Annotated in this window: 15 protein-coding genes; 13 read left to right on the forward strand and 2 right to left on the reverse strand. The window is 72.6% G+C overall.

The window, feature by feature from the left end; all coding sequences use genetic code 11:
• Positions 1-21: 21 nt before the first annotated feature.
• The 11 genes from AB0B33_RS37830 (at position 22) to AB0B33_RS37880 (ending at position 9135) form a co-directional block, all read left to right on the forward strand.
• Positions 22-1290, forward strand: coding sequence for an FAD-dependent oxidoreductase (locus tag AB0B33_RS37830; protein ID WP_360781094.1), 1269 nt, complete (start codon positions 22-24; stop codon positions 1288-1290).
• Entirely contained in the window at positions 1284-2018 is a 735-nt protein-coding gene (locus tag AB0B33_RS37835) for a DUF1365 domain-containing protein (protein ID WP_360781297.1), read from the forward strand. The genes AB0B33_RS37830 and AB0B33_RS37835 overlap by 7 nt, the downstream gene beginning before the upstream one ends.
• Positions 2011-2616: an ECF RNA polymerase sigma factor SigK gene (gene sigK, locus AB0B33_RS37840; RefSeq protein WP_360781097.1), complete on the forward strand. Its 606-nt coding sequence runs from the start codon at positions 2011-2013 to the stop codon at positions 2614-2616. The genes AB0B33_RS37835 and sigK overlap by 8 nt, the downstream gene beginning before the upstream one ends.
• A gap of 11 nt (positions 2617-2627) precedes the next feature.
• On the forward strand, positions 2628-3383 hold the full coding sequence (locus AB0B33_RS37845) for an anti-sigma factor (protein ID WP_360781299.1): 756 nt from the start codon (positions 2628-2630) through the stop codon (positions 3381-3383).
• Positions 3384-3627: 244 nt separating this feature from the next.
• Complete coding sequence (ftsZ, locus tag AB0B33_RS37850; protein ID WP_360781100.1) at positions 3628-4935, forward strand: cell division protein FtsZ; 1308 nt, start codon at positions 3628-3630, stop codon at positions 4933-4935.
• An 82-nt stretch (positions 4936-5017) separates the two neighbouring features.
• Positions 5018-5722, forward strand: coding sequence for a peptidoglycan editing factor PgeF (gene pgeF / locus AB0B33_RS37855; protein ID WP_360781103.1), 705 nt, complete (start codon positions 5018-5020; stop codon positions 5720-5722).
• Positions 5719-6447, forward strand: coding sequence for a YggS family pyridoxal phosphate-dependent enzyme (locus AB0B33_RS37860; protein WP_360781106.1), 729 nt, complete (start codon positions 5719-5721; stop codon positions 6445-6447). The genes pgeF and AB0B33_RS37860 overlap by 4 nt, the downstream gene beginning before the upstream one ends.
• 97 nt (positions 6448-6544) lie before the next feature.
• Positions 6545-7144: a cell division protein SepF gene (gene sepF, locus AB0B33_RS37865; RefSeq protein ID WP_360781109.1), complete on the forward strand. Its 600-nt coding sequence runs from the start codon at positions 6545-6547 to the stop codon at positions 7142-7144.
• A gap of 115 nt (positions 7145-7259) precedes the next feature.
• Entirely contained in the window at positions 7260-7535 is a 276-nt protein-coding gene (locus AB0B33_RS37870) for a YggT family protein (RefSeq protein ID WP_013224824.1), read from the forward strand.
• Between the two features lie 52 nt (positions 7536-7587).
• Positions 7588-8436, forward strand: a complete 849-nt coding sequence (locus tag AB0B33_RS37875; protein ID WP_247024724.1) for a DivIVA domain-containing protein — start codon at positions 7588-7590, stop codon at positions 8434-8436.
• A gap of 123 nt (positions 8437-8559) precedes the next feature.
• Positions 8560-9135, forward strand: a complete 576-nt coding sequence (locus AB0B33_RS37880) for a hypothetical protein (RefSeq protein WP_360781113.1) — start codon at positions 8560-8562, stop codon at positions 9133-9135.
• Positions 9136-9648: 513 nt separating this feature from the next.
• On the opposite strand, the gene AB0B33_RS37885 is transcribed toward AB0B33_RS37880, so the two are convergent.
• A complete protein-coding gene (locus tag AB0B33_RS37885; protein WP_360781116.1) occupies positions 9649-10395 on the reverse strand; it encodes a metalloregulator ArsR/SmtB family transcription factor in 747 nt (248 codons plus the stop codon).
• A gap of 64 nt (positions 10396-10459) precedes the next feature.
• Here AB0B33_RS37885 and AB0B33_RS37890 point away from each other — a divergent pair, with 64 nt between their 5' ends.
• Positions 10460-12028 carry an MFS transporter gene (locus AB0B33_RS37890; protein ID WP_360781120.1) on the forward strand — a complete coding sequence of 523 codons (1569 nt, stop codon included), beginning with the start codon at positions 10460-10462 and terminating at the stop codon, positions 12026-12028.
• Between the two features lie 2449 nt (positions 12029-14477).
• Here the strand turns inward: AB0B33_RS37890 and AB0B33_RS37895 are convergent.
• Positions 14478-16247 carry an HSP90 family protein gene (locus tag AB0B33_RS37895; RefSeq protein ID WP_360781123.1) on the reverse strand — a complete coding sequence of 590 codons (1770 nt, stop codon included), beginning with the start codon at positions 16245-16247 and terminating at the stop codon, positions 14478-14480.
• Positions 16248-16717: 470 nt separating this feature from the next.
• On the opposite strand from AB0B33_RS37895, the gene ileS reads away from it, so the two are divergent.
• A complete protein-coding gene (ileS, locus tag AB0B33_RS37900; protein WP_360781126.1) occupies positions 16718-19876 on the forward strand; it encodes an isoleucine--tRNA ligase in 3159 nt (1052 codons plus the stop codon).
• Positions 19877-19887: the final 11 nt, after the last annotated feature.

Genomic DNA, 19887 nt, shown 5'->3' on the forward strand with positions numbered 1-19887 from the left:
CACCGGTGGCGAAGTACCGGTGTGGAGATCACGGGAGAACGCATCGCCGTCATCGGCAGCGGGGTGGCCGGGCTGACGGCGGCATACCTGCTGCAACGCAAGTACGAGGTCTTGCTGTTCGAGGCCGACGACCGCCTGGGCGGGCACGCGCACACGCACGACGTGCCGAGCTCGCACGGCGGCACGATCGGCGTGGACTCCGGCTTCATCGTCCACAACGAGCGCACCTACCCGACCCTGCTGCGGCTGTTCGCCGAGCTCGGCGTCCGGACCCGCGACACCGAGATGTCGATGAGCATCCGCTGCGACGGCTGCGGCCTGCAGTACGCCGGGGCGAAGGGGCTGGCCGGGCTGTTCGCCCAGCGCGGCAACCTCGCCCGGCCCCGCTACCTGCGGATGCTCGCCGAAGTGAAGCGGTTCCACCGGCACGCGAAGCGGCTGCTGGCGGCGAAGGACGCGGGGGACGTCACCCTCGGCGCGTTCCTCGCCATCGGCGGCTACACGCGCTACTTCGTCGACCACTTCATGCTGCCGCTGGTGTCCACGGTCTGGTCCGCCGACCGCAGCGACACCCTCCGGTACCCCGCGCGGTACCTGTTCGAGTTCCTCCGCAACCACGGCATGCTCTCGGTCAAGGACTCGCCGTCCTGGCGGACCGTCACCGGCGGGTCCCGCGAATACGTCGAACGCGCGGCGAAGCAGCTGACGGCTGTCCACCTCTCGACGCCGGTGCGGTCGGTGCTGCGGACCGCGAACGGCGTCGAGATCCGCGACGACGCCGACACGCCGCACCGGGTCGACAAGGTCGTGGTCGCCACGCACGCCGACCAGGCGCTGGCCCTGCTGGCCAACCCGACCGCCGCCGAGCGCGAGGTGCTCGGCCCGTTCCGCTACTCCGCCAACGAAGCCTGGCTGCACACCGACACGAGCGTGCTGCCGTCGCTGGCCGACGCGCGGGCCGGGTGGAACTACCGCGCGCCCGTCTGCGGCGCGCCGACCGGTGCCGTCCAGGTCAGCTACGACATGAACCGGCTGATGCGGCTCGACGAGCCGACCGGCTACGTCGTCACGCTGAACCCGGGCGACGGCCCCGAAGCGACGCACCTGGTCGCGCGGATGCGGTACGAGCACCCGGTCTACACGCCGGAATCCGTTGCCGCGCAACGACGGCTGCCCGAGCTCAACGACGGCGTCTTCGCCTACGCCGGCGCCTACCACGGCTGGGGCTTCCACGAGGACGGCTGCTCGTCGGGGGCCCGCGCCGCCGAAAGCCTCGGGGTGACCTGGTGACGAACGCGCTCTACGACGCCACGGTCGCGCACGTGCGGCGGATCGACCCGCCGCACTCCTTCGCCCACCGCGTGTACCTGTGGCTGGTGGACCTGGACGCGCCGCCGCGGCTGCCGTGGTGGCTGCGGCCGTTCGCGCGCTTCGACCGCCGCGACCACTTCGTCGCGAGCGACTCGCGCGGGATCCGGGAGAAGCTCGACGCGTGGCTCGCCGAGCGCGACGTCGACCTGCGCGGCGGCCGGGTCGTCATGCTGGCCGCCGCGCGCGTGCTCGGCTACGTCTTCAACCCGATCAGCGTCTACTGGTGCCACGACCCGGACGGGCGGCTCGAGTGCGTCGTGGCCGAGGTGCACAACACCTACGGCGGGCGGCACGCCTACCTGCTGCGCCCCGACGAGACCGGCCTCGCCCGCGCGGCCAAGGAGTTCTACGTCTCGCCGTTCCAGGAGATGGACGGCGAGTACCGGATGCGGCTGCCCCACCCGGAAGCGTTGCTCGACCTCACGGTCGCGTTGCGCCGCGGGAGTTCCACACCGCTGGTCGCTACGCTGCGGGGAGTCCGCCGCCCGGTGGACCCGCGGTGGCTGGCCCGGCTCGTGCTGGCCCGGCCGCTGCTCCCGCAGCGGGTGTCCGCGCTCATCCGCCGCCACGGCGTCGCACTGTGGCTGCGGAAGGCGCCGGTCATCGCGCGCACCCCGCAGAACGCCGGAGGACAGCTGCATGGATGAGCAGGCTCGACGGCGCCCGTTGGCGCCGGTGCCCGCCGAAGTGCCGGCGGGTCCGACCGCGGAAGAGCTCATGGTGCGCGTCGCCAAGGGCGACGAACGAGCCTTCGAGCTGCTCTACGACCAGTTCGCGGGCCCCATCTTCGGGCTCGTCCGGCGGATCGTGCGCGACGCGGCCCAGTCCGAAGAGGTCGCCCAGGAGGTCCTCGTCGAGCTGTGGCGCACCGCGACGCGGTACGCGCCGGAGAAGGGGTCCGCGCTGAACTGGGCGATGACGCTGGCGCACCGCCGCGCGGTCGACCGGGTCCGCTCCGCCCGGGCCAGCACCGAACGCGAGCAGAAGGCGACCTTCGAAGCCGCCCGCGGCCGTCCCTTCGACGAGGTCGCCGAGTCCGTCACCGCGCGGCTCGAACGCTCCCAGGTGCGCAAGTGCCTGTCCTTCCTGACCGATCTGCAGCGCGAGTCCGTGCTGCTCGCCTACTACCAGGGCTATACGTATCGCGAGGTGGCCGAAGTGCTGTCGACGCCACAAGGAACCATCAAGACGCGGCTGCGGGACGGGCTGATCCGCCTGCGGGACTGCCTGGGGGTGACCGCTTGAGCACGCCGGAAATGCACACCCTGGCCGGTGCCTTCGCCCTCGACGCCGTGTCGGACGTCGAGCGCGCGGAGTTCTCCCGCCACCTCGAGCAGTGCGAGTCGTGCGCCCAGGAGGTCGCCGAGCTGCGCGCGACCGCGGCGCGGCTGGGCGCGGCGATGGCCGAGGAGCCGCCGCCGGAGTTCAAGGACCGGGTCCTGGCCGCCATGCACGCCACCCGCCAGCTGCCGCCGCGCACCCGCCCCGGCTCGCCCGAGCGGTACCGCCGCTCGGCGCGCGCCCCGCGGTGGGCGGTGTTCGTGGCCGCCGCGGCCGCCGTCGTCGGGCTCGCCGCCGGTGGCGTGTTCGGCGGCATCGCGCTCACCCAGCAGCGGCAGCTCGAGACCGCGCAGAGCCGGCTCGACCAGGCGCGGGACCGCTACGAGCCGGTGGCGGCGCTGCTCGCCGCGCCGGACGCGAAGACCGCGCACGGCGAGGCGCCCGCCGGCGGCGGGGTGACGGTGGTCCTGTCGAAGTCGCTGAACCGCGTGATGGTGATGGACGCCGGGCTGCCGTCGCAGCCGGGCGGGAAGGTCTACGAGGCCTGGCTGATCACCGGTTCGGCCGCGCCGCGCTCGGCCGGCGTGATCGCCGCTTCCGACGACGGCGGCCTGGTCGTGGCCGAGGGCATCGGGAACGCCGACCACCTCGCGGTGAGCCTCGAGCAGGCCGGGGGATCGCCCAGCGGGACGCCCACCGACGTGCTCATGAGCATGCCCGTGCCGGCCTGATCCGGGTGCCATACCAGACCGGGCCGGAGCGGTGCTCGCGGCTCCTCGCTCTTGCGCGCTCGAACGTGTTGTGGCAAAACACCTTTGCGACACACGGCGTGCCTACTGGATTAGAGCGTGCCTGGTGCCTACCGTCCTGCCTAACGTCGGCAGTTGACATAACTCTCAATCTGGGGTTTAGGTTGAGAGTTCGATCACCCGCCGGCGGGCTGTACGGGCACAACGATCAGGAAGGCGGACTTCGATGACGCCCCCGCACAACTACCTTGCGGTGATCAAGGTGGTCGGCATCGGCGGTGGCGGCGTGAACGCCGTGAACCGCATGATCGAGGTCGGCCTCAAGGGTGTCGAGTTCATCGCGGTGAACACCGACGCCCAGGCACTGCTCATGTCCGACGCCGACGTCAAGCTCGACATCGGCCGCGAACTCACCCGGGGCCTCGGCGCGGGTGCCGCCCCCGAGGTCGGCCAGAAGGCCGCCGAAGACCACCGTGAAGAGATCGAAGAGGTCATCAAGGGCGCCGACATGGTGTTCGTGACGGCCGGCGAAGGCGGTGGCACCGGCACCGGTGGCGCCCCGGTCGTGGCGCAGATCGCCCGCAAGCTGGGCGCGCTGACCATCGGCGTCGTGACCCGTCCGTTCACCTTCGAGGGCAAGCGCCGCGGCAAGCAGGCCGAGGACGGCATCCAGTCGCTGCGCAACGAGTGCGACACCCTCATCGTGATCCCGAACGACCGGCTCCTGCAGCTCGGCGACATCGGCGTCTCGCTGATGGACGCGTTCCGCTCCGCGGACGAGGTGCTGCTGTCCGGTGTCCAGGGCATCACCGACCTGATCACCACCCCGGGCCTGATCAACCTCGACTTCGCCGACGTCAAGAGCGTGATGTCCGGCGCGGGCTCGGCGTTGATGGGAATAGGGTCCGCACGCGGTGAAGGCAGGGCCATCCAGGCGGCCGAGAAGGCGATCAACTCGCCGCTCCTCGAGGCCTCCATGGACGGTGCGCACGGCGCGCTGCTTTCGATCGCGGGTGGTTCGGACCTGGGCCTGTTCGAGATCAACGAGGCCGCCTCGCTGGTGCAGGAGTCGGCGCACCCCGACGCCAACATCATCTTCGGCACGATCATCGACGACTCCCTCGGCGACGAGGTCCGCGTCACGGTGATCGCGGCCGGGTTCGACGCCGGCGCGCCGACGCACAAGAAGCTCGACCCGTCGACCTTCGGCTCCGGCTCGCGCCAGTCGTCGACGACCGCGTCGGCCTCGGCCGGCCAGGTGTCGAACCCGCCGGCCCCGTCGTCGGGGGCCACCCCGGTGCCGTCCACGGGCAGCTCCGGCTACCCGGTGGCGCCGCCGCGCTCGCACTCGCCGCTGCCGTCGGCGACCGGCGGACAGCCGTCCGGCGGTCTCCCGCAGCCCGGCGGCGGCTCGCGCGGCTACTCGCCGATCGGCTCCAACTCGACCCAGGGCAGCCTGCCCGGACGCGCGATGCCGGTCCACGACGACCCGTCGGACGACGAGGTCGACGTCCCGCCGTTCATGCGGCGCTAGGTCAGCTGCTGTCCGTGAAGGCCACCTCGGGGAACTCGTAGTTCCTGGAGGTGGCCTTCACGGCGTTTGGGAGGATGGGGACATGCGGGTACGGCGAGTGGTGACGACCAGGGCGGGCGGCGCGTCGCGGCCGCCGTACGACACCTTCAACCTGGGGGACCACGTCGGCGACGACGAGGGCGACGTCTACGCCAACCGCAAGCGCCTCGCGGCCGAGCTGGGCCTGGCCGAGGACAAGCTGGCCTGGATGGAGCAGGTCCACGGCCGCACGGCGACCACTGTGGACGGCTCCGAGACCGGCGCCGCCGAAGCGACCGACGCGCTGGTGACCGCGACCCCGGGCGTCGCGCTCGTGGTGCTGGTCGCCGACTGCGTGCCGATCCTGCTGGCCGACGCCGAGGCCGGCGTGGTCTCGGCGGTGCACGCGGGTCGCGTAGGCACGCGCGTCGGCGTTGTCCCGGCTGCCGTGGCCGCGATGCGCGAAGCGGGCGCCGAGCCACACCGGATCGAAGCGCTGCTCGGCCCGGCCATCTGCGGCGACTGCTACGAGGTCCCCGCGGAAATGGCCGCCGACGTCGAGAAGCACGTCCCCGGCAGCGCCTGCAAGACCCGCAAGGGCACGCCCGGCCTCGACCTGCGCGCCGGTCTCTGGCGCCAGCTCGCCGACCTCGGCGTCGGCAAGATCGGCGTCGACCCGCGGTGCACGAACGAGGACAAGACGCTGTTCAGCTACCGCCGCGACGGGACGACCGGGCGGATCGCCGGCATCACCTGGGTCGAAGCGTGAGCGACCGGAAGGCCGAGCTGGCCGGGAACCTCGCCGAGGTCGAAGCGCGGATCGCCGCCGCCTGCCGCGCCGCCGGGCGCGCCCGCGACGAGGTGAAGCTGATCGCCGTCACCAAGACCTTCCCGGCGTCGGACGCCGCGCTGCTCGCCGACCTCGGCGTCACCGACCTCGGCGAGAACCGCGACCAGGACGCCGGGCCGAAGACGCTCGAAGTCGCCGAGCTGCGGCCCGGGGCCCGCCTGCGCTGGCACATGGTCGGCCGGCTGCAGCGCAACAAGGCACGGTCGGTGGTCGCCTGGGCGCACGAAGTGCAGTCCCTCGATTCGGCGCGGCTCGCCGACGCGCTCGCGAAGGCGGTGCGTGCGGCCCGGGACGCGCAGATACGTGACGAACCCCTCGACGTGCTGCTCCAGGCCAGCCTCGACGACGACCCCGCGCGCGGCGGCTGCCCCCTCGGCGAGCTCGGTGCGCTCGCCGAGCACGTCACCCACATGGATGAGCTGCGGCTTCGCGGGCTGATGGCCGTCGCGCCGCTCGGTGCCGACCCCGCCGCCGCCTTCGAACGCCTCGCTCGCGCGGGTGAGGCGCTCCGCAAAGATCACCCGAATGCCGCAACGGTGTCCGCCGGGATGAGCCATGATCTCGAACAGGCGATCACGCACGGCTCAACCTCTGTGCGTGTCGGAACCGCGTTGCTCGGTGGACGCGGTTTAGCCTCGCCGTAGGGAGCTCGCACGGCCGTCACGTTTAGTGGCCGTCCGCGCGGGGCATTGACGGCGTGGAGAATCGTTGGTGCGGGAGCGGCTAGGGCTAGGGAGAGGCATGAGCGCGCTGCAGAAGCTGAAGGCCTACTTCGGGATGGTGCCCGCTGACGACGATGGCTACGACGCCGAGGACGATTACCGGCGCGGTTACGACGACGAGTACGACTCCTACGAGGAGCCGGCTCCCCGGTCGTCCCGCTCACGGTACCGCGACGTCGACGACACGTACGACGAGCCCGTCAGCCGCAGCAGGTCACGCTCCGTGCCCAGCTCGGAGCCGGCCGTCCACGGCGCGCTCGCGATGGACCGGCAGCCGGAACCCGTGGCACGGCTCCGGCCGGTCACGGAGCCGGTCGTGCGCCAGCCGGTGCGTGACCCGTTGAGCCGGATCACGACACTGCACCCGACGAGCTACGCGGAGGCGCGGGCGATCGGGGAGCACTACCGCGAGGGCATCCCGGTGATCATGAACCTCACCGAGATGGAGAACGCGGACGCGAAGCGCCTTGTGGACTTCGCGGCCGGGCTGGCGTTCGCGCTCCGCGGGTCGATGGACAAGGTCACCAACAAGGTGTTCCTTCTCTCACCGCCCGATGTGGACGTGACCGCCGAAGACCGTCGGCGGATCGCCGAAGGGGGATTGTTTTTGCGGGGCTGAAGTCGCGCGGACCGCTGAGCGCAAGCAGACGTGATTTTGTCGACTCGATGCGGCGTCGACCCCCTTGACTGCGTCTTATGGCCGGACGCCTGGTTAGAGTAGGCATGTGGAAGCTGTGTGGCTGGTCGTCTGGTACGTGCTGTTCGCCTTTTGGCTGCTGCTGACGGCGCGGATCGTGGTCGAACTCGTCCGGACGTTCGCGCGTGAGTGGCATCCGGCCGGAGGGGTTGCGGTGACGCTCGAGACCATCTACACAGTGACGGACCCGCCGGTCCGGTTGTTCAGAAGGATCATTCCGATGGTCCGGATCGGCGGCGTCGGACTGGACTTGTCGATTATGGTGCTGCTGTTGGTTGTGTTCTTCGCGATGCAACTGGCGACTCCAAGTTGATCGGGGAAACTTGGGTGGACCCTGCAGGCCATGGAGTGCGTGAGGTGATCTGATGTCGTTGACCCCCGCTGACGTGCATAACGTTGCGTTCAGCAAGCCGCCCATCGGCAAGAGGGGCTACAACGAGGACGAGGTGGACGCGTTCCTCGACCTGGTGGAGACCGAGCTGGCCCGCTTGATCGAAGACAACAACGAGCTGCGCCAGCAGATGGAACAGCTCGACTCCGAGCTCGAGTCGACTCGAAGCGAGCTCGACAGTGCCAAATCTGCACAGCCCCCGATGCGTGAAGAGCCGTCGCGCCGGCTGGCGCCGGTGCCGCCGCCGCAGTCCGCCATGGAGCAGACCCAGGCGCACTCGATGGTCGGCGACAGCACGGAGCCGAACGTGCAGGCGGCCAAGGTCCTGGGCCTCGCCCAGGAGATGGCCGACCGGCTGACCGCCGAGGCGAAGACCGAGTCCGACGGGATGCTGGCCGAGGCCCGCACCAAGTCCGAGCAGCTGCTCTCGGACGCTCGGGCGAAGTCCGACTCGATGGTCAACGAGGCGCGCACGCGCGTCGACACGATGCTGAACGACGCGCGGACCCGGGCCGAGACGCTGGAGCGCCAGGCGCGCGACAAGGCGACGACGCTCGAGCGCGAGTCGCAGCGCAAGTACACCGAGACGATGAACAGCCTCAACTCGGAGAAGAGCGGGCTGGGCAAGAAGATCGAAGAGCTGCGCACGATCGAGCGGGAGTACCGCACGAGGCTGCGCGGGTTCCTCGAGTCCCAGCTGCGCGAGCTCGACGACCGCGGTTCCGCCGCGCCCGCGTCGGCTTCGTCGGGCTCCGGCCAGTCGTCCGGCTCGTCCAGCGGCGGCCAGGGCTACTCGTTCGGCCCCCGCGCCGAAGCCGGCTGATTTTCCTTCCGGGCCTGCCCCGCCGGCACGAGCCGGCGGGGCAGGCCACGGTTCGGAGTCGATCCGGTACGGCACGTGGGTGGGTCGCAGGCCGATCTTGCCCGGTTCGTGCTCTAATGCAGCGTGCTTTACATCGTGCTGGTACTGGTACTGGCGGCTCTGGGGTTGCTCGTCACCGCGCTGATCACCGCTTCTTCGCTGTGGGCGTGGGTTTCCATCGGCCTGTCGGTACTGGCGGGCCTGCTCCTGGTGGCCGACTGGCTGCGCCGCCGTCGCCGTGCTTCGGCCGCGTCGGCTCCGGAGCCTGCCGAGTCCGCGCCCGAAGCGGAGCCGGCGCCGGAACCCGAGCCGGCCGAGGAGCAGACGACGCTGATCCCGAAGGCCGGCGAGCTGGGCGACCCGGCCGACACGCCCGAGCCCTCGCCTGAACCTGAACCCGTCGCCGCGGAGGAACCCGCCGAGGACGAGGAAGCGGAACCGGACGAGGAGAAGACCCCGGCCGCCGACATCGCGCTCCTGGCGGACCTCGAGGACGAGGTCGTGGTCGTCGACGAGCACCCGCGTTACCACTTGAGGGCCTGCCCATGGCTCGGCAGGCGCGAACTGATCCCGATCGGCATCGGCGAGGCCCGCCAGCTCGGCTTCACCCCGTGCGGCCGCTGCGCCCCGGACGCGACCCTGGTGGCCGCTCACCGTTAGGCCGCGAGGGTGGGCGGTCCCGTGGGCCTGGACCTGCACGCGCTGCGCGATCTTGGTGGCCGCCCACCGCTGAGCCGACAGGCCGGGCCGGCCCCGGATTGGTGGCCGCGCACCGTTAGGCCGCCAGTCGGGCCGGTCCTGTGGGACTGGGCCTGCATGCGCCGCGCGGTCTTGGTCCGCTCACCGTTAGCCGCGAGGTTGGCCGGTCCCGTGGGCCTGGACCTGCACGCGCTGCGCGGTCTTGGTGGCCGCTCACTGTTAGCCGCGAGGTTGGGCGGTCTCGTGGGACTGGGCCTGCATGCGCTGCGCGGTCTTGGTGGCCGCCCACCGCTGAGCCGACAGGCCGGGCCGGCCCCGGATTGGTGGCCGCGCACCGTTGGGCCGCCAGTCGGGCCGGTCCTGTGGGACTGGGCCTGCATGCGCCGCGCGACCTTGGTGGCCGCCCACCGCTAACCCGCCAGGCAGGGCCAGCCCCGGACCTGGCCCTGCTGCGCGACCCTGATGTTCCCACCGCTAAGCCGCCAGACCGGCCAGTCCCAAGTGGATCGCCAGCGCCCGCGCCCCTTCCGGTGTGAGCCGGATCGCTCTCTGGGCTTCCGCACGCCGTCGGACCCAGCCCGCTTCCGTGAACCGCGTCGCCACCGCCGCGCCCAGGGCGCCTGCCAGGTGGTGGCGTTGCTCGCTCCAGTCCAGGCAGAACTTCAGCAGCGGCCGGCGTCCGGTCGAGGCCGCGGCCAGGTCGATGCCCAGCTCACCGAACACCGGCTCCGCCGCCGGGCCGAGGGAGTACGGGTGTTCGCGCAGCGGAGCCGAAATCCGGTCGCCCGCGCGCCGTCGCGTGTCCGGGGCTCCCGCCAACGCGCCCCGCGCCAGCAACGCCGACGTCACCGCGACCCCGAGCCGGCCGGCCAGGTGGTCGTAGCACGTCCGGGCCGTCCGCAACGCCTCCGCGCGCGTGCCCTCGCGCAACGACGTCACCGGCTGGGACGGCGAGAACCGCGCCAGCGTCTCCAGCAGCTCCGCCGGGTCCGGCCCGGCCAGCCGGTAGAACCGGTGGCGCCCCGACTTCTCCGCGACGACCAGGCCCGCCGCCCGCAGCTTCGCCAGGTGCGCGCTGACCCCCGGTGCGGACAGCCGCGCCTCGGCGGCCAGCACGGACGCCGCCAGCGCCCGGCCGTCGGCGAGGGCGAGCAGCACCCCGACCCGCGCCGGGTCCGCGAACAACGCGGCGGTGCGGGCGATGTCGGCGTCCCCTTCCACTTCTCCAGGATGCCCCCGGCACGCTTCCACCGCGACGGAAGCGTCCGCGCGGTGCACTGGAGGCATGCTCCTGTTCACCTTGTGCGCCGGGATGCTCCTGGTGCAGCTGGACGTCACGGTCGTCAACGTCGCCCTGCCCATCGTGGGCACCGGCCTGCACGCGGATCTCGCCGCGCAGCAGTGGGTGGTCGACGGCTACACCGTCGTCCTGGCCGCGTTCCTGCTCACCGGCGGTGCGCTCGGCGACGTCGTCGGCCACCGCCGGATCGTCCTGACCGGCTTCGGGCTGTTCGGCGTGGCGTCGGCGGCGTGCGGGCTCGCGGCCACGGCCCCGGAGCTCGTCGCCGCCCGCGCCGGCCAGGGGCTGGGCGCGGCGCTGCTGCTGCCCGGCACGCTCGCCGTCATCACCAACGCCCACCCGGGACGCGCCGAGCGGGCCCGCGCCCTCGGTGTCTGGGCCGGGGTGTCCGCGCTCGCGCTGGCGGCGGGCCCGGTGCTGGGCGGCGCGGTCGTGACGCCGGGGGGCTGGCGGCCGGTGTTCTGGCTCAACGTCCCGATCGTGCTCGCGGCGGCCTTCGCCACTTGGCGGCTCGTGCCGCGGGGAGAGCGGGCGCCCGGCCGGCTCGATCCGGCGGGTGCCGCCACCGCCGCGCCCGCCCTCGGCGCCGGCGTGTACGCGGTGATCGGCGGGAGTGCGGTGGCCGCGGTGGTGGCGGCCGTCGCGCTGGCGGCGTTCGTGGCCGTGGAGCGCCGGTCACCGGACCCGATGCTGCCCCTGGACGTCGTCGGGCGGACGCTGAGCGCCACCTTCGTGGCGGCGGCGATGAACTTCGTCGGGATCGGCGCGATCCTGGTGCTGACGCTGTACTTGCAGGGTGTGCGGCACGCGTCCCCGCTGACGGCGGGGCTCGAGGTGCTGCCGTTGTTCGGCCCGCTGTCGGTGCTGGCCCCGATCGCGGGCCGGCTGACCGCCCGGTTCGGGCCGCGGACGCTGATGGTCGCCGGGCTCGCGCTGGGGGTGCTCGGGATGGCGAACCTGGTGCTGCTCGGGGAAAACAGCGGCTACCCGGCCCTCCTGCCGACGCTGCTGGGCCTCGGCGCGGGCATGGGCCTGCTGACGACGGCGGTGGTGACGGCCGCGGTGTCCGGCCTCCCGCCCGGGCGGGCGGGGGTGGCCAGCGGGGTCAACAACACGGCCCGCCAGGCGGGCGGCGCCCTCGGGGTGGCGGTGCTGGGCGCGGTGGCGGGGACGCCGGGGGAGGGGTTCCTCGACGGCCTGCACGTGGTCGGCGTGATCGCGGCGGCCCTGTGGCTGACGGCGATCGGCGTGACACTGGCGGGCGTGCGGAACCCTTCCCCCGCACCGGTTCAGCCCTCGAGTTCCGCCAGCAGCGCCTCGATGTCCGCGCGTTGCCCGGCCGCCTCTTCCGGCAGCCGCGACAACGCCGCGGTCAGCACCTCCCGGGCCTCCGCCACCTTCCCGAGGTCGCGCCACAACCGTCCACTGAGGACGTCCGCGGCCACCGCCGGGCCCTCGGCTTCCATGGCCCGCAAGGCTTCCGCCGCCGCCGTGGCGCGGGGAAGCGCCTCCGCCGGACGCTCCAGGTTGGCCAGCAGCCGGGCGCCGTCGTAAGCCGCCAGTGCGCTTTCCCACTCGAACTGCGGTCCTTCGCCCGTCACCGCGTCGGCCACCGCCAGCGCTTCCTCCGCACTCGCGGGTTCGCCGGCCCACAGCCACGACAGCGCCGCGCGACGGCGGTTGCGCAGTTCCTCGGCCGGCAGCCCGGCCGTGTGGAAGTACGAAGCCGCGGTGGTGAAGTCGGCCGCCGCTTCGGCGTCACGGTCCAGCCGGTCGAGGACCTCGGCCCGGGACTCCGTCGCCTGCCCCGCCGCGGCCTCGTTCCCCATCGCCGCGAAGTGCCCGGCGGACACGGCGAACAGCTCCGCCGCCTGGACCTCGCGGTCCAGCTCCTGGCACGCCTTCGCCAGCAGGTACCGGCCGCGCGCCAGTTCGTGGTCTGCGCCCGCCCGCTCCAGGACCGCTTCGGCGTCCTCGATCGCTTCGGCCGCCTCTTCCGGACGGCCGGCGTCCAGGGCCGCGGCCGCGAATTCGACGCGGGCCACCGCCGCGTCCACGTCGGCGCCGAGCGCGGTGAAGTCGCCGGCGGCGGCCCGGAAGCCGGCGGCGGCGTCCTCGGGGCGGCCGAGGTCGTTGGCCAGGTGCCCGCGCAGCTGGTGCAAGCGCGCCGACGCCGACCGGTCCGTGCCCGGGTCGATCGACGTCGTCTCGGCGAACGCCGTCTCCCGGTCGCCGAGGCCGGCCCGGAACTGGACGCCCAGCAGCCGCGAGTTCGCGGCCCGTTCGGGCGAACCCAGCTCCGTGTACCGCTCCGCCGCGTCCACGACCAGCTCGATCGCGCCCGGGAGGTCGCCCTGGTTCGCCAGCACCAGGGCCCGGCGCTGCAGCCACGCCGCGGCGAGCTCGGGGGTGGCGCGGACCGGTTCGGCGGCCCGGTCGAGGACGTCGGTGGTGGCGTCGAAGTCGTTCCGCGCGAAGTGGAGCACGGCCACCCGCAGCAGGGCGCGGGCGTGGTCGGCGGGCTCGCCGATGGCCGCGAGGCGCGCGGCGGACGCTTCGAGCTCCTCGGCCGCGCCCGGGCGGTCCCCGGCCAGCGCCGCGAACAGGATTTCCTTGCCCCGCGCGGCTTCCGCCCCGACGGCGTCGCCGGCTTCCTCGAACACCCCGGCCGCCCGCGCGAAGCCGCGGCTCGCGGCCTCGAGGTCGCCGGGCAGCTCGGCGTCCGCCGCCGCGGTCAGCCGCCGGGCCCGCAGCGTCCCCGACGGTTCCGGGCACACCTCGTCGAAGCGGGCCCAGACGTCGTCGGGCGAGCGGCCCAGCCGGGCCTCCTGCTCGCCGAGGTCGGCCAGCTCCGCCGGCGACTCCGGCCAGACCCGGGCGGGTGCGGGAACCGGCTCGGGTGCGGTGGTCCCGGACAGCGGCAGGTGCTCGACGAGCGGTTCGGCGGCGAGCACCGCGCGGACCCGCTTGCCCTGTTCGGCCGTGCCGTTGCGCGCGTCGAACCGCGCCGCGATTTCCAGCGCGCGCCCGGCCAGCTCGTCTCGCAGCTCGGCCACCGTGGTCGTGCCCCCGGCGCGGCGCACCGGCGCGTCGCCGTGGCCGCCCTCGGCCACCAGCCGCAGGTTCAGCGCGGCCGCGGCGGCGAACTCCTGCTCCGCGTACGGCGTCGGCGGCGCCTCGAGCCAGCCGAGGTGCCGCTCGACGAGGTCGAGCCCGCGGGCGTGGTTCCCGGTCAGCGCGCAGAACGCGAGGTGCGTGGCGATCGACTGCAGCTGCGCCGGGTCGTGCCGCATCGCCCGGTACGCGCGGCGGTGCGCCTGCACGGCGTCGTCGTACCGGCCGATGTGGACGTAGGGGAGCAGCAGCTCGGTCAGGATGTGCTGCGGCTGCTCGACGCAGCTGAACTCCCCGCCCAGCACCGGCTCGGCCACCTGGGCGGCTTCGGCGTACCGGCCGAGCCAGTTCAGGTGCGCGACCTTGTCGCTCGGTTCGCAGCCGACGCAGTCGGACATCCGGCCGCGGGGCGCGGCCGACCACAGCCGGTACTGCTCGGCGGCCGTTTCGCGGTCGCCGATGTGCCGCGCGAGCACCGCGCGGTACTGGTGCACCGGGTTCATCGAGTACCCGGCCTGGCGGTACCGGCGTTCCATGTCGTCGAGCACGGCGCGGGTGCGGTCGAGCGGCACCTCCGGGAAGGTCGCCATCGACCCGGCCATGAACTTGAAGTACCAGTGCAGGTCGTGGGTCCAGCGCGAGTCGGCCTCGCCGCGGTCGTGCACCGCCAGGCACCACGCGAACGGCACGAACGCCTTCGCCGGCTCGCCGCCCTGCTGGTAGGCGCTGGTGATCAGGATCCGGGCGCCGAAGCGCAGCTCGGGCGAGCCGTGGGCGTCCGCTTCCCGGAGCCCGGCTTCCAGCGCGGCGATCTGGGCGCGCCCGCGCGGCAGCCGCTCGGCGGCCCACAGCCGGTCCCAGACCTCCTGCTCGCCGGCGGTGGGGGTGGTCATCGGGTCTCCTCTTCGGGGACGGCCTGCTCCAGCAGGCCGAGGAACGAGCGGTTCAGCAGCGCGGCGTCGGCCGGCCGGATCGGGTGCCTGCCGAAGAGCAGGGCCTGCCCGTAGAGCGACTCGACGGCCAGCCCGCGCAGCGTGTCGTCCCGCAGCAGGCTGATCCGCCGCACCAGCGGGTTGCGGTGGTTGAGCACCAGCTGCGGGCGGTCGTCGGCCGGCTTCTCGAACGCCGAAAGCACCCCCGCCCACAGCTCGTCGACCTGCTCCTTGGTGGCCCGCAGCTCGCCGGCGAACGCGGCGGCCCGGTCCAGCAGGTAGAGCACCGGCAGGCTCGAGGGCTGGAACTCGCGCAGCACGACCTCGCAGCCCAGCCGGTCGAGGTGGCGCTGCGCGGCCGCGACGAACGGCCGGGTGGCCAGCGCCGTGGCGCTGTCGAGCTCGGCGAACGCCGTGGTGAGGTCGCTCGGGTCGAGCCGGGTCACCACCAGGTCCGGTTCGAGCGCCCGCAGCCGCTCGGCCAGCTCGCTGTCGTAGGTGTAGCCGCCGTTGATCACGGCGATGTCCTGCGCGGCCGCGACCCCGGCCAGCTGCTGGAACTCGTCGGTGGTGGCGCAGTAGCGCAGCAGCCCGTAGCGGCCGCGGAACTCGGCCATGGTCATCCGGCCGACGTTGGTCTCCAGCGGCCACCACTGCTCGACCAGCCGCAGCATCTCGTCGTCGTGCAGGGCGAGGGCCTTGACGCCGAGGTGGTGGATCCCGAGGAACCGGTTCAGCCGGTCGGGCGCGGTCCGCGCCAGCCCGGCGAGCCAGCCGCGCAGCCGGTCGCCGAGCGCCTCGCGCGCCGCCTCCAGCTGGCCGTCGTCGTAGAGCGCTTCCCGGCCCGCCGTCGGCCGCAGCTCGCCCGCGTCGACGACGCAGCGGGCGAAGAACGCCCAGTCCGGCAGCAGCCCGGGCGCGTTTTCCGCGAGCAGCATCCGCTTGAGGTAGACGCGGTGGCCACCGTGCTCGGCCGGGCTGGCCGGGAACGGCAGCACGTACGCCACGCCGGTCAGCCCGGCGGCGGGCACGTCCAGCTCGACGACGTCGAACGGCGTGAAGCCCAGGGTGTCCTGCGCGTAGCCGACCAGATCGGCCTGCCGCCGCCCGGGCGCGCGGTCGTCGTGGGCCCACGGCACGGGGGTGGTGACCGGGCGGCCGTCGACGGTGATCCCGAACGGCAGCATCGAGCCGTAGAGCGTGGCCAGCTCGGTGACCGTGCCGGGGACGAACCACTCTTCGGCGCCGGGGCGCGCGGCGAGGGTGACCGTGGTGCCCGGGGTGTCCCGTTCGCCCGGTCCGATGGCGTACGTGCCGTCGGAGCGGCCGGTCCACGTGACGGCCGGGCCGCCGCCGGCCGAGCGCGTCACGACGCGCACCTCGTCGGCGACGAGGAACGCCGACAGCAGCCCGATCCCGAACTGGCCGAGGAACTCGTGGCGCTGGAAGCCCAGTTCGTCCCTTTTGGAGCTGCGCCCGATCGTCGCGAGCAGCTCGTGCACCTGGGCTTCGGTCAGCCCGATCCCGGTGTCGGTCACGCGCAGCACGCCGTCGCCGGCCTCGATCGCGATTTCGGTGGGCGCACCGGGTTCCCGCGCCTGGCGCGCGGTCACCGCGTCGATGGCGTTCTGCAGCAGTTCCCGCACGTACACGCGCGGGCTCGAGTAGAGGTGGCGGCTGAGGAGGTCGACGACCCCGCGAAGATCCACCTGAAAAGTGCGGCTCACCGTGAAAATTTCCCCCGTGGGTTTCCGGCCGCGGACCTTCGGGCGGCCTGCGGTCATGCTACTGCGCCATTCGTCGCCGATCCGACGGCAGCCACGGCGGAAACCCCACGTGGGGCGGATCGGCTGCGGACCGTGTCCGCCTGCTTTCGGTCGGATCGGCAACGGAGGGATCGCCGCGGCGGTCGCGTTCGTTTCCGGTGCGCCCCTCGTGGCAACGGGTTGCGCGGGGCGGTTAACCTGGTACCAGCAAGGCGCCGATCCGGCCATCACCGGGGAGCCTCCGGAAGAACCGAGCTTCACCGCTCTCAGTAGAACCGGACGGGTGCGGCCCGTGACAGCCGTCGAACGAAGCGGCCCGCGAGAGCGGGCAAGCGGGGTGGTACCGCGGAACGCCGCAAGGCGTCTCGTCCCCGTGTGGGTGACCGGGAGCCGGTCGTCCGTACGAGAGCGACGAACCGAGGAGCACCCGGATGTACCCCCAGGCCCAGCTGAACGACGGTGCGGGCGTCCCGTCGCAGCCGTCCTTCCCCGAGCTGGAGAAGCAGGTCCTCGCCTACTGGGAGACGGACCGGACGTTCCAGGCGACCATCGACGCGCGCCCGGCCGGCGAGCGCGGCGACAACGAGTACGTCTTCTACGACGGCCCGCCCTTCGCCAACGGCCTGCCGCACTACGGCCACCTGCTCACCGGGTACGTCAAGGACCTGGTGCCGCGCTACCAGACGATGAAGGGCCGCAAGGTCGAGCGCCGCTTCGGCTGGGACACCCACGGCCTGCCCGCCGAACTCGAGGCCATGCGCCAGCTCGGCATCACCGAGAAGGCCCAGATCGACGAGATGGGCATCGCGAAGTTCAACGAGGTGTCGCGCGAGTCCGTCCTGCGCTACACGAACGAGTGGCGCGACTACGTCACCCGCCAGGCCCGCTGGGTCGACTTCGACAACGACTACAAGACCCTCGACGTCAGCTACATGGAGTCGGTGCTGTGGGCGTTCAAACGCCTGTGGGACAAGGGACTCGTGTACGAGGGCTACCGCGTCCTGCCGTACTGCTGGCGCGACGAGACGCCGCTGTCCAACCACGAGCTGCGGATGGACGACGACGTCTACGCCACCCGCCAGGACCCGGCCGTCACCGTCGGCTTCCGGCTGCAGGACAACGGCACCGAGCTCGACGGCACCTACCTGCTGATCTGGACGACGACGCCGTGGACGCTGCCGTCCAACCTCGCGACGGCGGTGCACCCGGACGTCGACTACGTCGTCGTCGAGAGCGACGGCAAGCGGTTCCTGCTCGCCGAAGCACGCGTCGCCGCGTACGCGCGGGAACTCGGCGAAGAGCCGCCGGTCGTCGCGCGCTACACCGGCGAGCAGCTGCTCGGTACCCGCTACGCGCCGCCGTTCCCGTACTTCACCGGCACCGAGAACGCGCACCGGGTCCTCCCCGCGGACTACGTCACGACCGAAGACGGCACCGGGATCGTGCACATCGCGCCCGCCTACGGTGAAGAGGACAAGGTCGTCACCGACGCCGCCGGCATCACCCCGGTGACGCCGGTCGACGCGCAGGGCAAGTTCGACGCGACCGTGCCGGACTACGCCGGCCAGCAGGTGTTCGACGCCAACCCGAACATCATCCGCGACCTGAAGAACGGCACGGGTTCCGCGGCCGAGCAGGGCGCGCTGCTGCTGCGCCACGAGACTTACGACCACCCGTACCCGCACTGCTGGCGCTGCCGCAACCCGCTGATCTACCGCGCGGTCTCGTCGTGGTTCGTCGCGGTGACGCAGTTCAAGGACCGGATGATCGAGCTGAACCAGCAGATCACCTGGTACCCGGAGAACGTCAAGGACGGCCAGTTCGGCAAGTGGCTGGAGAACGCGCGCGACTGGTCGGTCTCGCGCAACCGCTACTGGGGCACGCCGATCCCGGTGTGGCAGTCCGACGACCCGGCGTACCCGCGCACCGACGTCTACGGCTCGCTCGACGAGCTGGAGGCGGACTTCGGCGTGCGGCTGGACAACCTGCACCGGCCCTACATCGACGAGCTGACCCGGCCGAACCCGGACGACCCGACCGGCAAGTCGACCATGCGCCGCGTCGAGGACGTCCTGGACGTCTGGTTCGACTCCGGCTCGATGCCGTACGCCCAGGTGCACTACCCGTTCGAGAACGCCGAGTGGTTCGAGCACCACTACCCGAGCGACTTCATCGTCGAGTACATCGGGCAGACCCGCGGCTGGTTCTACCTGCTGCACGTGCTCGCGACGGCGCTGTTCGACCGGCCGGCGTTCCGCGCCTGCGTCTCGCACGGCATCGTGCTGGGGTCCGACGGCGCGAAGATGTCGAAGTCGCTGCGCAACTACCCGGACGTCAACGAGGTCTTCGAGCGCGACGGCTCCGACGCCATGCGCTGGTACCTGATGGCGAGCCCGATCCTGCGCGGCGGCAACCTGATCGTCACCGACAAGGGCATCCGCGACGCCGTCCGCCAGGCCGTGCTGCCGCTGTGGAACTCGTACTACTTCCTCGCGCTGTACGCGAACGCCGAGGGCGTGGCAGGCAAGTGGCGCACGGATTCGCCGAACGTGCTCGACCGGTACGTCCTGGCGAAGACGCACGAGCTGGTCACCGACGTCGAGTTCGCGATGGACAGCTACGACGTCGCGGGCGCGTGCCAGACCGTGCGGGACTTCCTGGAGGTGCTGACCAACTGGTACGTGCGCCGCTCGCGGGACCGCTTCTGGGCCGGCGACCAGGACGCGATCGACACGCTGCACACAGTGCTCGAGGTGACTTCGCGGGTCACGGCGCCGCTGCTGCCGCTGACCACCGAGGTCGTCTGGCGCGGCCTGACCGGTGGCCGCTCGGTGCACCTGACCGACTGGCCGAACGCGCTCGACCTGCCCGCCGACGCGGCGCTCGTCACCGCGATGGACCGGGTGCGGCAGGTGGCGTCGTCGGCGCTGTCGCTGCGCAAGGCGAACAAGCTGCGCGTGCGGCTGCCGCTGTCGTCGCTGGTCGTGGCGGCCGAGGACGCCGAGTCGCTGACGGCCTTCGCGGACATCCTGCGCGACGAGGTGAACGTCAAGGCGGTCGAGCTGACCACCGACGTCGCCGCGCACGGCGGGTTCGAGGTCGCGGTCAACGCCCGCGCCGCCGGCCCGCGGCTGGGCAAGGACGTCCAGACCGTGATCAAGGCCGTCAAGGCGGGCGACTGGTCGCTGCAGGGCGACACCGTCGTCGCGGCCGGGATCGCGCTGCAGGAGGGCGAGTTCGAGCGCCGGCTGGTCGCCAAGAGCGGCGGCGCGGCGGCCGAGCTGCCCGGCGGGTCCGGGCTGGTCCTGATCGACACCGAGGTCACGCCGGAGCTGGCGGCCGAAGGCGTGGCCCGCGACCTGGTCCGGGTCGTGCAGCAGGCCCGCCGCGACGCCGGGCTCGACGTCGCGGACCGGATCGCGCTGACCGTCGACGCCCCGGCCGACGTCGTCGAGGCCGCCCGGGCGTACGAGGAGTTCCTGGCCGCGGAGGTGCTGGCGACGTCGGTGGCCTACGAGCCGGTGGGCGAGGGCTTCGCCGGCACGGTCGGCGACGGCACGAAGGTGACCGCCGGGGTCGCAAAAGCCTGACGCCGATCGTG

This window comes from Amycolatopsis sp. NPDC049159 (assembly GCF_040648295.1).
Lineage (GTDB): Bacteria > Actinomycetota > Actinomycetes > Mycobacteriales > Pseudonocardiaceae > Amycolatopsis > Amycolatopsis pretoriensis_A.

Bases quoted from the DNA above. Each gene is read 5' to 3' on its own strand.
- sigK (WP_360781097.1), top strand. From the start codon at position 2,011: ATGGATGAGCAGGCTCGACGGCGCCCGTTGGCGCCGGTGCCCGCCGAA.
- AB0B33_RS37845 (WP_360781299.1), top strand. From the start codon at position 2,628: ATGCACACCCTGGCCGGTGCCTTCGCCCTCGACGCCGTGTCGGACGTC.
- ftsZ (WP_360781100.1), top strand. From the start codon at position 3,628: ATGACGCCCCCGCACAACTACCTTGCGGTGATCAAGGTGGTCGGCATC.
- pgeF (WP_360781103.1), top strand. From the start codon at position 5,018: ATGCGGGTACGGCGAGTGGTGACGACCAGGGCGGGCGGCGCGTCGCGG.
- sepF (WP_360781109.1), top strand. From the start codon at position 6,545: ATGAGCGCGCTGCAGAAGCTGAAGGCCTACTTCGGGATGGTGCCCGCT.
- AB0B33_RS37875 (WP_247024724.1), top strand. From the start codon at position 7,588: ATGTCGTTGACCCCCGCTGACGTGCATAACGTTGCGTTCAGCAAGCCG.
- AB0B33_RS37890 (WP_360781120.1), top strand. From the start codon at position 10,460: ATGCTCCTGTTCACCTTGTGCGCCGGGATGCTCCTGGTGCAGCTGGAC.
- ileS (WP_360781126.1), top strand. From the start codon at position 16,718: ATGTACCCCCAGGCCCAGCTGAACGACGGTGCGGGCGTCCCGTCGCAG.